Genomic DNA, 13,027 nt, shown 5'->3' with positions numbered 1-13,027 from the left:
CGGCGGTCGAGCTCCGCCATCGCAAAATAAGCCGACGCCTTACGCAGGATCTCGTTCGCTTGGCGCAGTTCTCGGTTATCCCGTTCGAGCGCCTTTATCTTCTCGGCCGTATCGCTGGGAGCTCCGGCCCGCTTGCCGCCGTCGACCTCGGCCTTCTTGACCCAGTCGTTCAGCGTGTTCGCCGAACACCCGATCTTCGCTGCGATCGATGTGATCGCCTGCCAGCGAGAGCCATGCTCGCCCTCGTTGCCGAGAACCATCCGCACCGCGCGCTCGCGGACTTCAGGGGAAAATTTGTTCGTGGTCTTGCTCATGGTGCTCCATCCTTGTGTGTTCAAGGTCGGGCATACTGGGAACGCAGGTGGGACCCCGTTCCATCCCGGGGAGGTAGATCCCGCTGAGTAGCAAGGGGCCCATTTGCGCCGTCGCCATTTGAACCTGAACAGTTGCAAGGGGCGCCCGTAGTGCCGACCCCGAATATCAAGGACAGGACAGTGACTTTGCCCCAAACCTACATCGGCGTCGATGTTGCGAAAGACTGGATCGACGTGTGTGACCCCGCCTCTTCCCGGCAGGAGAGGATACAAACCGACCGCCGATCGCTGCGTAGTTTTGCAGCGACAGTTGGCTCATCCATCGTAGTCCTCGAAGCATCCGGTGGCTACGAGCGACCCGTAATGTCGGCTCTCTTCGAAGCTGGGCGGCTCGCGACATGTGTGAACCCTCGGCAGGCCCGCGAGTTTGCCCGCGCAACCGGGCGCTTGGCCAAGAGTGACCGCGTCGATGCGCTGGTCCTGGCCGAGATGGGACGCGCTCTACAGCTGGCTCCGGCGAGCCCGCGTTCTGCCGAACGGCAGCGTTTGTCTGAACTTACCGGCCACCGGGCGGGCATCACCACCATGATCGTTGCGGAGAAAAACCGCTTGAGGACAGCGCAGGATCCATGGATTCGGCGTAACATCTCTCAGCACATCAAGACCCTGCAAGCCAGTCTCGCGAAAGCCGAGGCAGAGATGGAAGCCGTAATCCAAGAACAGTGCGATTTGCGCGAGCAAGCCGCGCGCCTACGCCAAGTCAACGGGATCGGGCCCGTCGTCTCAGCAACCTTGATCGCGCAGCTCCCTGAACTTGGTCAGCTTGACCGCCGAAGGATCGCGGCTCTCGCCGGACTCGCACCACATGCGAATGACTCCGGACATCGACGCGGCAAACGCAGCATATGGGGTGGACGCGGCACGATCAGGCGCACCCTCTATCTGGCAGCACTCACCGCCAGCAGGTTCGACCCGCGGTTCAGAGCCTTCAAGGAGCGCCTGCTTGCGGCTGGAAAGGCCAAAAAGCCCGTCATCGTCGCTTGCGCGCGCAAGCTCCTGACCGTTCTCAACGCAATGATCAAAACTGGAACGGCCTACCGAGACGCCATCGTTTGAAAGACAGTTGCTACTCAGGAGTTGGAGCCTCCGGCAAACCCGGGGCGGTTCAGAATGGCGCCAATGGCGGTCATGAGTCGCGGCGATGCCGGTCCTACCCCGCAACAAGCGCGCCGAGCGCTTGCGTCCGACGAGGCGCCCCACTATCAAAATCCAACCAGCAGACTCTCTTTATGAATGAGGGACCGGCAAGGGGGCAGGTCAGATCCAATATCCAAAATGAAGAGCCCGGATGCGGCGCCTCGCGTCGTGGCGCGCGCCAGCCCGGCGCAGCGGAGGGGAAGATGCGCAGCAGCAAGGTCATTCATGTGGTCTCGTGCCATGCCGAGGGTGAGGTCGGCGACGTCATCGTCGGCGGAGTCGCGCCGCCGCCGGGCCAGACGCTCTGGGAGCAGCGCCGCTGGATCGCCGAGGACCAGACCCTACGGAACTTCGTGCTGAACGAGCCCCGCGGCGGGGTGTTTCGCCACGTGAACCTGCTGGTGCCGCCCAGGCACCCCGAGGCCCAGGCCGCCTGGATCATCATGGAGCCCGAGGACACGCCGCCGATGTCGGGCTCGAATTCGATCTGCGTGGCAACCGTGCTGCTCGACAGCGGGCTGATCCCGATGCAGGAGCCGGTGACCGAGTTGGTGCTCGAGGCCCCCGGAGGGCTGGTGCGGGTCCGCGCCGACTGCGCGAACGGCAAGGCCGAGCGCATCCATGTCGAGAACCTGCCGTCGTTCGCCAGCCGCCTCGACGTGCCGCTCGAGGTGCCGGGGCTGGGCGAGATCCGCATCGACACCGCCTTTGGCGGCGACAGCTTCGTGGTGGTCGATCCCGAGGCGCTGGGGGTCGCACTGGTGGCGGAGCACGCGCGCGAGATCGCCGAGCTGGGGATCCGCATCACCAATGCCGCCAACGCCCAATACCGCTTCGAGCACCCGGAGAAACCCGACTGGGCGCATCATTCGTTCTGTCTCTTCGCGGGGAAGCTGCGGCGCGAGGGCAGCGAGTTGCGCGCCCAGTCGGTGGTGGCGATCCAGCCCGGCAAGCTCGACCGCTCGCCTACGGGCACCGCGGTCTCGGCGCGCATGGCGCTGCTGCAGGCGCGCGGCGAGATGGGGATGGGCGACCGGCTCACCGGCGAGTCGATCATCGGCTCGGAGTTCACCGGGCGCATCCTCGGGCACACGGCGGTCGGCGGGCTCGACGCGATCCGCCCCGAGATCAGCGGTCGCGCCTGGATCACCGGCACCCATCAGCACATGCTCGACCCGGCCGATCCCTGGCCCGGGGGCTACCGGATCTCGGACACCTGGCCGATGGGGATCGGCCGGCCCGACTGAACGGACGGGCCCGGCGGCGCCTTGGGGGTCAGAACCGGTCGGCGCGGAAGGGTGAAAGATCGATCCCCGGCGCCCGCCCCGCGCAGAGCGCGGCGACGAGCTGCGCGGTGCCTGCCGATTGCGTGAGGCCGAGATGGCCGTGCCCGAAGGCGTAGATCACGTCGCGCGACTTCGGCGAGGCAGAGATCACCGGCAAGCTGTCCGGCATCGAGGGGCGGAAGCCCATCCATTGCGTGCCGCCCGTGGGTTCGAAGCCCGAGAGGAACCGCGCGGTCTTTTCCACGAGGATCTCGGCGCGCCGGTAGTTCGGCGGCAGGTCGAGCCCGCCCAGTTCCACCGCGCCGCCGACACGCAGCCCCGCGCCGATGCGGGTCACGACGAAGCCGTGGTCGCTGAAGGTCAGATGCGTGCGCAAATCGAAGCTGGCGGTGGGGAAGGTGGTGTTGTAGCCGCGCTCGGTGTCGAGCGGGATCCGGTCGCCGAGCGCGCGGGCAAGGCTGCGCGACCAGGCCCCGGCGGCCAGCACCACCTTGACGGCGCGGAGCGTGCCGGTATCGGTTTCGACCTCGACACCCTGCTCGCGCGCGCGCAGGTTGCGGATCTCGGCGATGTCGATGCGGCCGCCGCGCGCGACGAAGGCCTCGGCGACATGGTGGGTCCAGATCGCGGGATCGACGGTGTTCATCCACTCGGGCGTGTAGCCCGCATGGGTGAAACGCCGCGAGACGCCGGGCTGGATTTCCGCGATGGCCTCGGGGCTTTCGAACAGATCGAAGTTCACACCGTGCCGGCGCCGCAGCTCCCACGACGGCAGGCTGGCGCGGTAGGAGGCCGCGCCCTCGTAGAGCTGCATCTGCCCCTCGCGGCGCATCAGCGGCTCGCCCGAGACCTGCACGATCAGCCGCTCCTGCGCCTCTTGGGACAGGTGCATGAGCTCTGACTGTGCCTTGACGGCGGCGGCGTAGCGGTCCTTGCGGCTGGCCCGCCAGAACTTCAGCAGCCACGGGCTGAGCTGCAACGCATAGCCGGGGCGCAGCGACAGCGGCCCGAGCGGGTCGAGCAGCCATTTGGGCGCCTTGCGCATGATGCCCGGGGTGGCCAGAGGCTCGACGTCGGCATAGGCAAAGGCGCCGGCGTTGCCCACCGAGGTGCCCGCGGCGACACCCGCACGGTCGAGGATGCGGACCTTGCGCCCCTCGGATTGCAGCGCCAGCGCGGCGGTGACCCCGATGATGCCCGCCCCGATGACGAGAATTTCACTGTGCTCGGCCTCAGCCATGGCGGCCCTCGATCTGCGCGAAGAATAAGAAGAGACGCCGCGCGCCGGGAGAATGGCGCGCGGCGGCGGGGGGGATCAGAGCGTGATGCCGGTCTTGAACGGATCCGCCGGGTCAAAGAGCAGCTTGCTCTCGGCCATCACATAGGCCCGGCCGGTGATCGAGGGGATCACCCCGCCCGCCCGGCCTTGGGCATAGGACAGCCGGTAAGTGCTGCCGATGACGCTTTCCTGCACGATCTCTTCGCCCTCGGCCAGTCGGCCCGAGGCGGCAAGGCAGGCGAGCCGGGCCGAGCTGCCGGTGCCGCAGGGCGAGCGGTCGTAGGCGTCGTCGGGGCAGAGCACGAAGTTGCGGCTGTGCACCGCGGCGTCCTCTGCGGGGCCGTAGAAGATCACATGGTCGATCTCGCCGCCATTCTCGCCCGCGATGCCCTGCGCCTTGAGCGCCGCGCGGGTGGCGACGGTCATGTCGGTGAGCTGGCGGATGTTCGACGAGACAACCGGAACCGGGCTGGGATCGACGAGGAAGAACCAGTTGCCGCCATAGGCGACATCGCCGGTGAGGGTGCCGAGCCCCTCGACCTCGACCGAGACACCGGCCTGCGTGCGGCGGCTCTCGACGTTGGTGACGGTGACGGTGTTCGCGTCGATCACCTCGACCGAGACCACGCCCACCGGGGTCTCGATCCTGTGCGTGCCGGGGCCGATCTTGCCCATGTGCGCCAGCGTGACCGCAAGCCCGATGGTGCCGTGACCGCACATGCCCAGCACCGCCTCGGCGTCGAAGTAGATGACGCCGGTGACGCAGCCCGGATCCACCGGCTCCACCAGCAGCGCGCAGACCATGGCGACCTGCCCGCGCGGCTCGAGGCTGACCGAGCGGGTGAAGTCGCGGTGTTCGGACGCAAGCCTGGCGGCGCGCTCGGCCAGCGGCCCGGACCCGAGGTCCGGACCACCGCCCAGGATCACACGCGTGGGCTCGCCCCCGGTGTGGCTGTCGATCACATGCATTCGGCGATCACTCCACCCTGCTTGGACCAATTCGCGAACCAGCGGTTGAACTGGTGGAACTGCGCTTCGCAGAACTTCGCCTGCGAGGGCGACAGCGCGTCGGTCTCGTAGATGTTGAGACGGTATTCCTCTTCGCCCTTCAGCACCATCATGTGCTTGAAGTAGAGCACCAGATCGACGCCCTCGTCGAATTTCGCCAGCACCGAGAAGGCCTCGGCCAACTCGCGGGCGCGCAGGTCGGCCTCGGGGCAGCCGGTCGCGGCGCGGCGCGACAGTTCGACCTGCAGCAGCGCCTCGGTCGGGAAGATCGTGCCGATGCCGGTGATCGCGCCGACCGCGCCGCATTTGACGAAGCCGTGGTAGACCTCGGTGTCGACGCCGACCATCAGGATCACGTCATCGTCCTGCGAGGTGATGTGCTCGGCCGCGTAGCTGAGGTCGGCCTTGCCGCCGAACTCCTTGAAGCCGATCAGGTTGGGGTGCTCGGCGCGCAGCGCAAAGAAGAGGTCCGCCTTGGTGGCATAGCCGTAGTAGGGGCTGTTGTAGATGATCGCGGGCACGTCCGGCGCGGCGTCGAGGATCGCCTTGAAGTGGTTGCGCTGCGCGGCGACCGACAGGCCGCGCGACAGCACGCGCGGGATCACCATGAGGCCCGCCGCGCCGATCTCTTGCGCGTGGGCGGCATGGGCGACCGCCGACTTGGTGTTGATCGCGCCGGTGCCGACGATGACGGGCACGCCCGCCTCGGTGAGCCGCGCGACGCCCTCCATGCGCTGTTCGTCGGTGAGCAGGGGCCAGTCGCCGCAGGAGCCGCAGTAGACCACCGCCGACATGCCCGCCGCGATCATCTCCTTGCCCTTCTTCACCAGCGCGTCGAAATCGGGCTGGCGGTCGGGGGTGCAGGGGGTGAGCAGCGCGGGGATGGTGCCGAAGAAGACGTCTTTGTTCATGGGGATGTCCGTAGGGTAGGAGAGGTTGGAGAAATGTGCTGGCGCGCAGGTCACGCGCGGCGCGAAGCGGCGGAGGAGGCCGCGCCGCCGGCGATCCAGCGCGGCGGGAATTGAGGGGCCTGCCCGGTGCAGGCGGTCTCGGCACACTGCGCCAGCGCGCCGAAGCGCACCGCGCGGTTGCTCAGCCCCGGGGCATAATGGGCATATTTTCCGGAGTTGGTCATCAGGACCTTGGCCGAGGGCGGGAAGACCGGCTCGGAGATCGAACACCAGCAGATGTCGGGCACGAGCCTGAGCCGCGCCGCCTCGAGCCGCGCCGCCACGCCGCTCGCGGTGATGGCGGCAAGCGTGGCGCGGCCCAGAGTGACGATCGCGGCCACCTCGGGGTGCACCTGCCGATCCTCCATGAGATCGGCGAGCGCGGCGCATTCGCCTTCCGAGAAATGCGGGCTGCCGAAGGCGACGAGATCGACCTTGCCCGCACCCTTGTTGAACTCCTGCCAGAGCTGGGCGAAGTCTTCGGGCGCGATGCTGACGCGGTCGGCGTCGGGCGTCGGGGCGATATCCGCCTCGGGCGTGATCCCGGCGATGTGCAGCATGGGCGAGGCCGAGGTGGTGCCATAGGCGGCGCAGAGCGCCTTGAGGTCATCCTCGTTCGGCGCGCTTTCCTCCAGCCCGCGGATCAGCGGGATGCGGTCGGGCGCGGCCTGTCCCGCCAGCCAGCCGAGCATCGGCCAGAAGGCATCGTCGGCCCCCTCGGGCAGGGTCACCTCGATGATCCGGCGCGGCGCGCGGTTCCGGGGCAGGTAGACCCCGGCCCGGGCGGCACGCCCGGTGAGCGCAATGCACAGGTCCATGAAATCGGCATGCTTCACGGTGCGCGCACCCAGCACGCTGTTGGCATAGATCACCGCGTTGCTCTCGGCCCAGGCGATGTCCTCGCCCTCGGTGGGGCGGTCGTCGAGCAGGTAGGGCGCGCAGGTGAAGCTGGGCCGGGCGCCCATCTCGACATAGGCGTCGGCGAGCTGGCTGGCGGGCAGGCCGAAGTCCTCGGCCACGCCCTGCGCGCGCCAGTTGGCGTGATCGACGGAAATGGCGTTCATCGTGGTCGGCACGCGCACCCGGCCGCCCTTGTCGGCCATGGCGCGGGCAAAGGTCAGGAAAGCGGGGCTGGCGTAGATGCAGCCGTCGATATGCACGCGGCTCACATCGACAAGCTCGGTCGCGCCCTGGGCCGCGGCCATGGTGGTGATGATCTCCATCGCCAATTGCGCCGCCTCGCCATGGGCACCGTCGAGAAAGGCGCGGTCGTCGTCGCTCAGGTCCACCTTGGCGGTCTCGGGCGAGAGCTCCCAGTCGAGCGACCCGGCGCGCAGGCGGCTCGGGGTGATCTCGGCGTCACTTTCACCGGCAAGCTGATCATAGTCCGACGCCGAAAGCCGCAGCACGGCGATCTCGTGGCCGAAAAGCCGTGCCGCGACCAGCGCGCCGAGGGTGAGAATATCCTCCGCCTCGCGGAAGATCAGCGCCTTGGGCGCCGCCCCGGCGAAGGCGAGCCCCAGCAGCACGCCGCTGCCGGTGCAGGAGCCGCGGCTGGTCGGCATCATCACCACGCGGCCGGCAAGACTCTGTCCGTGCTGGGGATGCAGGGCGTCGATGATCCGTCCTGTCGCGGGATCGACCCCGCCCCAGACGCTCAGCCCCTCGTCACACAGAAGGATTGGCCCCTGCACAGTCGCGGCCACGATCGATCTTGGCATGTCGGCTCCCTTCTGTTGGTCGGATTTCGGGCTGCAGCACCGAAAATCTTGGCGAAAGTAGGCACAAAGCCGTTCCTTTTCGCCGCTCTCGATTGCTACTGTTGCGTTCAACACAAATATTGGCATAAACGATCACAGATGGTAAGAAAAGAAAAATTATGACCGATACGGAAAAAGACGGCGAACCCCTCACGGGGGAAGAGTGGGAGGCGGAGCGGCAGCAGCTGCGCAGCGATCTCGGCGCCCGCATGAAATCCGTGCGGCAGGCCTGCGGCTTCACGCTGGAGGTGGCGGCGCAGCGCACCGGGCTGGCGCTCTCGACGATCCACAAGATCGAGAACGGCCGGGTCTCGCCCAGCTACGAGAATCTGGTCCGCATCGCGCGGGCCTATGACATCGGCATGGAGCGGCTGTTCTCGGCCGACCACGATGCGCATCAGACCACGCGGCTCACCGTCACCCGCGCCGGGCAGGGCCGCAAGGTCCGCTCGAAGAACTTCGAATACGAGGTGCTCTGCAACGCGCTCGCCGAGAAGAAGATCATCCCGCTGGTCACCAAGGTCGAGCAGCGTCCGCCGCTGAAGCGCGAGGAGCTGGAATCGCACGACGGCGAGGAAACGCTCTACGTGCTCTCGGGCCGGGTCGAGCTGACCGTCGAGCACTACGAGACGGTGATCCTCGAGACGGGCGACTGCGCCTATTTCGACAGCACCATCAAGCACGGCCTGCGCGCCGTGGACGACACCGAGACCAAGGTCTTCTGGGCCTGCACCTATATCGACGTGGACAAGTGACCCGGCCCGCGCCGGGGCGCCCGTCCGCCTGAGTTACCCGAAGGAGAGCGCCAAACGATGGCCGAGCAGCAGATTATTTCCGTCGACGGGCTGATGGCCCGTGTCCAGGCGATCTTTGAAAAGAGCGGGCTGAGCCGCGACAACGCCCAAGCCGTGGCCCATGTGATCGTCGCCGGCGAGCGCGACAATTGCAAATCCCACGGCATCTACCGGATCGAGGGCTGCCTGCGCGTGCTTGCCGCGGGCAAGGTCTCGCCCGATGCCGTGCCGCAGATGCACGACAGCGGCAAGGCCGTGATCGAGGTGGACGCGGGCGGCGGTTTTTCCAACCCTGCCTTCTATGCCGCCAAGGACACGCTGGTCGCGCGCGCCCGCGAGACCGGGCTGGCGGCGCTGGTGATCCGCGACTGCCTGCATTTCTCGGCGCTCTGGCACGATGTGGAGGCGCTGGCCGAGGCGGGGCTCGCCTCGTTGTCGATGTGCCCGAGCTATTCCTTCGTCGCGCCCGCGGGCGGCAAGGAGCCGCTGCTCGGCACCAACCCCATCGCCTTTGGCTGGCCGCGACCGGGCCCGCATCCTTATGTCTTCGACTTCGCCACCAGCGTCGCCGCGCGCGGCGAGATCGAGCTGCACCGCCGCGCCGGCACGCCGATCCCCGAGGGATGGGCCGTCGACAAGGAGGGCAATCCGACCACCGACCCCGACGCGGCGCTCGATGGCGCGATGCTGACCTTCGGTGCGCACAAGGGGTCGGCGATCTCGACCATGGTCGAGCTGCTGGCGGGGGCGATGCTGGGCGAGTTCATGAGCAAGGAAGCGCTCGATTTCATGGGCGGCGGCGGGCTGCTGCCGCGCCACGGCGCGCTTGTGCTGGCGCTCGATCCGCAGACCTTTGCCAAGCGCTCGGGCCGCGATCCCATCGCCGAGGGCGAGAGGCTGCTGACCGCGATCAGCGGGCAGGGCGCGCGGCTGCCGTCGGAGCGCCGCTTCAGCGCCCGGTCGAAGGCGCTCGCCGAGGGCATTGCGCTGACCGCCGCGGAAATGGCGCAGCTCGACAAGTTCGAGGCCGAGGGGCTCGCCGCGCTGGAGGGTTGAGCCCTCCGCCCCGGAAAGACGAAAGGCGCGGGATTGACCCCGCGCCTTTTTCATTTTCGGGGGCACCGGCGCGCGACCAAACGCGCCGGTCGCCGGTTGTCTCAGCGCACGCTGGCGAGGAACTGCCGCGTGACCTCTTCCTGCGGCGCGCCGAAGATCTGCTCGGGCGCGCCGATCTCGGCCATCACGCCCTTGTGGAAATAGGCCACCCGGTTCGAGACGTCGCGGGCAAAGGCCATCTCGTGCGTGACGCAGATCATCGTCATGCCTTCTTCGGCCAGCATTTTCAGCGTCTCCAGCACCTCGCCCACCAGCTGCGGATCGAGCGCCGAGGTCACCTCGTCGAAGAGCATGTAGTGGGGCGACATGGCCAGCGCGCGGGCGATCGCCATGCGCTGCTGCTGCCCGCCCGAAAGCCGGGTCGGGAAGGTCTTCAGCTTGTCGCCGAGCCCCACGTGCTTGAGCTGTTTCTCGGCGATCGCCTCGGCCTCTCCTTTCGACATGCCCAGCACCTTGCGCGGCGCCAAGGTGACGTTCTCCAGCACGGTGAGATGCGGGAAGGCGTTCCACTGCTGGAACACGATGCCTATCTTCCGGCGCAGCGTGTTGAGGTTGGTCGACTTGGCGTGCACTTCGGTGCCGTCGACCAGGATGCGGCCGCTGTCGATCGGTTCGAGCCCGTTGATGCAGGTCAGCAGCGTGGACTTGCCCGAGCCGGAGCCGCCGATCACGGTCAGCACCTCGCCCTTGGCGACGGTCAGATCGATGCCCTTGAGAACCTCCATCTGGCCAAAGGACTTACGGACATTCTGGATCTCAATCATTGGACCACCTTTTCTCGAGATAGCCGCCGAACCGGGCCAGCGGAAGGCTGATGATGAAGTAGAAGGCGCCGCAGAGCAGCAGCAGGAACATCGGCTCCTGCAGGCGGGTGATGAGGATCTGCGTCGACTTCAGAAGCTCGGTGACCTGCACCACGTAGACCAGCGCCGAGTCCTTCATGACCCCGAGCGCGAGGCCGATCCACGACGGCAGGGCGACGCGGGTGGCCAGCGGCATGACGATGTAGCGCATGTCCTGCCCCCAGCTCATGCCGAGCGAGCGCGCCGCGCGCCGGGTGGTGGCAGGCACCGCGTCGATGCCGCCGCGCACGATCTCGGCGCAATAGGCGGCGGTGTAGAGCGAGAGCACCATGCAGGCCACGGTGAGCCCCGACATCTGCAGCTTCAGCACCATGCCCATGAAGGCATTGGCCAGCACCAGCTGGATCAGCAGCGGGATCGAGCGGAAGATGTCGAGCACGAAGGTCAGCGGCGCGGCGAGCGCGGCGCCGAGCTGCACCCGGATCACCCCGAAGAGAACGCCGAGCACGGTGCCGATGGCGACCGAGATGAGGGTGACCAGGATCGTCATCCCCGCGCCCTTGGCGAGGAAGATCAGGTCGTTTGCGGTGAGGGCGGTGTCGAACATGCGGTCTCCTCCCTCAGTAGCGGAACAGGCGGACAGCGAGCAGCCGCGCGCCGAGGGTGATGATCTTGGTGATCGCGTAGAAGATCACCGCGGCGATGGCGAAAAGCTCGAAGGTGCGGAAGGTCAGCGCGTTGAGATCCTGCGTCACCCCGTAGAGGTCGGTGTTCATCCCGACGGTGACCCCGAGCGAGGTCATCAGGATCGCCCAGACCATCTGGTTGGTCATCGGCAGGAAGGAGATGCGCAGCATCTGCGGCAGGATGATGAAGCGGAAGGCCTGCAGTTGCGACATGCCCAGCGAGCGGCCGGCCCGCGCCTGGGTGTCGGGGATCGCCTTCAGCGCGCCGCGGAAGTTCTCGGCGAGATAGCCGGCATTGTTGAAGGTGATGCCGATGAGCAGCGACACGAAGGGCGAGAAGTGGATGCCGAAGCTCGCCACGCCGAAATGGGCCATGTAGATCTGGAAGAGCGCGGGCGTGTTGCGCGCGATCTCGACCCAGGCGGTGGCGATGGCGGCGAGCGGGCGCGAGCCCGAGAGTCGCAGCAGCGTCAGGACGACGGCAAGCAGGATGCCGATCACCATCGACAGGACTGCGACCTCCATCGTGACGACCGCACCGTCCAGCATCTGCGGAAGCTTGGCGAGCGCCTGCTTCCATTGGAAGGTGTAATCGAACATGTGTTAGGCGCCTGATAGAGCGAGAGGAAAAGCGGCGCGGTGGGGTCCGCGCCGCCGGTCGGTCCGGTCAGGGATCAGCGGTAGACGCCGCCCACGGTCAGGTCGGGCAGCTCGCCGCCGACCCACTTTTCGTAGAGCTCGGCGTAGCGGCCGGTGCGCACCTGCTGGTTCACGAAGAGATCGAGGTAGTTCAGCAGGCCGTACTCGTCGCGCTTGGCGAAAAGGGCAACGTAATCGGTGTCGAAGGGGGCCTTGCCGACCACCGAGATGCCGTCGAAGTTGCCGGACTGCACGTTCGCCTGCGCCACGGTCGAGGTCGAGACGGTGGCGTCGAGCTGGCCCTGGCTCAGCGCAAGGAAGACGTCGGCCTGGGTCTGGTAGGGGCGGAAGCTGCCCTCGCCCCAGGCGTCGACCTGCGCCTGCAGCGCGATCGCCTCGTAGGTGCCGGCAACCGCGCCGACGGTGTGGCCCTTCATGTCCTCGAAGGAGGCGATGCCGGTTTCGTCGTTCGAGGTCACGGCCATTTCGAAGGCGAAGTAGGGCACGCTGAAGCCGACGGTCTTGGCGCGCTCAAGCGTGTCCGAAGTCGAGGCGACGCCCACGTCGACGCGGCCCGACATCAGCGCAGGGATGCGTTCGGGGAAGGGGGTCTCGACGATTTCCGCCTCGACGCCGAGCGCGGCCGCGAGGTCGTTGCAATAGTCGACGTCGAAACCGATCGGGGTGTTGCTGTCATCGCGCATACCCATCGGCGGGAAGTCGAGCACCACGGCGCAGCGCAGCGTGCCCGAGGAGATGATGTCGTCGAGCTTGTCGGCCTGGGCGGTGCCCGCGAGCGCGGTCGCGGTCAGAAGGGCGGCGGTGAGCGTGAAGGTCTTCATTCGGATGTCTCTCGCTGTTGTGGACGCCGGCGAGGGCTGCCGGACTTATTTTTTCGTGCAAGATTTTTCCTAAATGAAAAATACTGGCCTGTGAAGAAAATATTTGTTACGAGGGCGAAGAAGTTTCCAACTCCCTGAAATCCCCTCAGGATCGCGGCAAGACCGGCCTTGGCCAACTGCCATCTGCCAATCGCGCCGCCCGGCGCGCTGGCCGCGACCGACCAAGCGGTCCCCTGTCAGAAAGGACATCTCATGAGTTTCACCCCGCACGGCAAACACCTGATCGCAGGCACCTGGGTGGCTGGCGAGACCAGCTTCACCTCCGAGCCGGCGCATGGCCCGAGCCACGACTT

12 protein-coding genes and 1 pseudogene are annotated in these 13,027 nt (G+C 67.1%); 4 read left to right on the top strand and 9 right to left on the bottom strand.

Going from position 1 to position 13,027, the window contains the following annotated elements:
- A pseudogene (locus G0Q01_RS20635) lies at positions 1-314 on the bottom strand (transposase); the annotation flags it as partial.
- A gap of 186 nt (positions 315-500) precedes the next feature.
- Between G0Q01_RS20635 and G0Q01_RS20630 the strand changes: the two are divergent.
- Positions 501-1,430 (top strand): IS110 family transposase, encoded by a 930-nt coding sequence (locus tag G0Q01_RS20630; protein WP_164213814.1) that lies wholly within the window; start codon positions 501-503, stop codon positions 1,428-1,430.
- 284 nt (positions 1,431-1,714) lie between these two features.
- Positions 1,715-2,758 (top strand): proline racemase family protein, encoded by a 1,044-nt coding sequence (locus G0Q01_RS20625; protein ID WP_164197521.1) that lies wholly within the window; start codon positions 1,715-1,717, stop codon positions 2,756-2,758.
- A gap of 28 nt (positions 2,759-2,786) precedes the next feature.
- Here G0Q01_RS20625 and G0Q01_RS20620 read toward each other — a convergent pair whose 3' ends face one another.
- The 4 genes from G0Q01_RS20620 to G0Q01_RS20605 all read right to left on the bottom strand — a co-directional run bounded on the left by G0Q01_RS20620 (position 2,787) and on the right by G0Q01_RS20605 (position 7,755).
- Positions 2,787-4,037, bottom strand: a complete 1,251-nt coding sequence (locus G0Q01_RS20620; protein ID WP_164213813.1) for an FAD-binding oxidoreductase — start codon at positions 4,035-4,037, stop codon at positions 2,787-2,789.
- 75 nt (positions 4,038-4,112) lie between these two features.
- Entirely contained in the window at positions 4,113-5,045 is a 933-nt protein-coding gene (locus G0Q01_RS20615; protein WP_164197519.1) for a proline racemase family protein, read from the bottom strand.
- Positions 5,036-5,995, bottom strand: a complete 960-nt coding sequence (locus tag G0Q01_RS20610) for a dihydrodipicolinate synthase family protein (protein WP_164197518.1) — start codon at positions 5,993-5,995, stop codon at positions 5,036-5,038. Before G0Q01_RS20610 ends, G0Q01_RS20615 begins: the two co-directional genes overlap by 10 nt.
- Positions 5,996-6,045: 50 nt before the next feature.
- Entirely contained in the window at positions 6,046-7,755 is a 1,710-nt protein-coding gene (locus tag G0Q01_RS20605) for an aconitase X (RefSeq protein WP_164197517.1), read from the bottom strand.
- 158 nt (positions 7,756-7,913) lie between these two features.
- Between G0Q01_RS20605 and G0Q01_RS20600 the strand changes: the two genes are divergently transcribed.
- On the top strand, positions 7,914-8,549 hold the full coding sequence (locus G0Q01_RS20600) for a helix-turn-helix domain-containing protein (RefSeq protein WP_164197516.1): 636 nt from the start codon (positions 7,914-7,916) through the stop codon (positions 8,547-8,549).
- A 57-nt stretch (positions 8,550-8,606) separates the two neighbouring features.
- A complete protein-coding gene (locus G0Q01_RS20595) occupies positions 8,607-9,644 on the top strand; it encodes an Ldh family oxidoreductase (RefSeq protein WP_164197515.1) in 1,038 nt (345 codons plus the stop codon).
- 101 nt (positions 9,645-9,745) lie between these two features.
- Here the strand turns inward: G0Q01_RS20595 and G0Q01_RS20590 are convergent, their stop codons facing one another.
- From G0Q01_RS20590 to G0Q01_RS20575, 4 genes are all read right to left on the bottom strand, one after another.
- Positions 9,746-10,468 carry an amino acid ABC transporter ATP-binding protein gene (locus G0Q01_RS20590; protein WP_164197514.1) on the bottom strand — a complete coding sequence of 241 codons (723 nt, stop codon included), beginning with the start codon at positions 10,466-10,468 and terminating at the stop codon, positions 9,746-9,748.
- A complete protein-coding gene (locus tag G0Q01_RS20585; protein ID WP_164197513.1) occupies positions 10,461-11,114 on the bottom strand; it encodes an amino acid ABC transporter permease in 654 nt (217 codons plus the stop codon). The genes G0Q01_RS20590 and G0Q01_RS20585 overlap by 8 nt, the downstream gene beginning before the upstream one ends.
- Before the next feature lie 13 nt (positions 11,115-11,127).
- A complete protein-coding gene (locus G0Q01_RS20580; RefSeq protein WP_108970476.1) occupies positions 11,128-11,793 on the bottom strand; it encodes an amino acid ABC transporter permease in 666 nt (221 codons plus the stop codon).
- A gap of 74 nt (positions 11,794-11,867) precedes the next feature.
- Positions 11,868-12,674: a transporter substrate-binding domain-containing protein gene (locus G0Q01_RS20575; RefSeq protein ID WP_108970475.1), complete on the bottom strand. Its 807-nt coding sequence runs from the start codon at positions 12,672-12,674 to the stop codon at positions 11,868-11,870.
- Between the last annotated feature and the right edge of the window lie 353 nt (positions 12,675-13,027).

This window comes from Salipiger sp. PrR007 (assembly GCF_010499845.1).
Taxonomy (GTDB): Bacteria; Pseudomonadota; Alphaproteobacteria; order Rhodobacterales; family Rhodobacteraceae; genus Salipiger; species Salipiger pacificus_A.
This window is presented reverse-complemented; position numbering and strand designations above follow the sequence as displayed.

Excerpts from the sequence above, each read along its gene's own strand:
- G0Q01_RS20625 (WP_164197521.1), top strand. The coding sequence starts at position 1,715 with ATGCGCAGCAGCAAGGTCATTCATGTGGTCTCGTGCCATGCCGAGGGT.
- G0Q01_RS20620 (WP_164213813.1), bottom strand. The coding sequence starts at position 4,037 with ATGGCTGAGGCCGAGCACAGTGAAATTCTCGTCATCGGGGCGGGCATC.
- G0Q01_RS20615 (WP_164197519.1), bottom strand. The coding sequence starts at position 5,045 with ATGCATGTGATCGACAGCCACACCGGGGGCGAGCCCACGCGTGTGATC.
- G0Q01_RS20610 (WP_164197518.1), bottom strand. The coding sequence starts at position 5,995 with ATGAACAAAGACGTCTTCTTCGGCACCATCCCCGCGCTGCTCACCCCC.
- G0Q01_RS20605 (WP_164197517.1), bottom strand. The coding sequence starts at position 7,755 with ATGCCAAGATCGATCGTGGCCGCGACTGTGCAGGGGCCAATCCTTCTG.
- G0Q01_RS20600 (WP_164197516.1), top strand. The coding sequence starts at position 7,914 with ATGACCGATACGGAAAAAGACGGCGAACCCCTCACGGGGGAAGAGTGG.
- G0Q01_RS20595 (WP_164197515.1), top strand. The coding sequence starts at position 8,607 with ATGGCCGAGCAGCAGATTATTTCCGTCGACGGGCTGATGGCCCGTGTC.
- G0Q01_RS20590 (WP_164197514.1), bottom strand. The coding sequence starts at position 10,468 with ATGATTGAGATCCAGAATGTCCGTAAGTCCTTTGGCCAGATGGAGGTT.
- G0Q01_RS20585 (WP_164197513.1), bottom strand. The coding sequence starts at position 11,114 with ATGTTCGACACCGCCCTCACCGCAAACGACCTGATCTTCCTCGCCAAG.
- G0Q01_RS20580 (WP_108970476.1), bottom strand. The coding sequence starts at position 11,793 with ATGTTCGATTACACCTTCCAATGGAAGCAGGCGCTCGCCAAGCTTCCG.
- G0Q01_RS20575 (WP_108970475.1), bottom strand. The coding sequence starts at position 12,674 with ATGAAGACCTTCACGCTCACCGCCGCCCTTCTGACCGCGACCGCGCTC.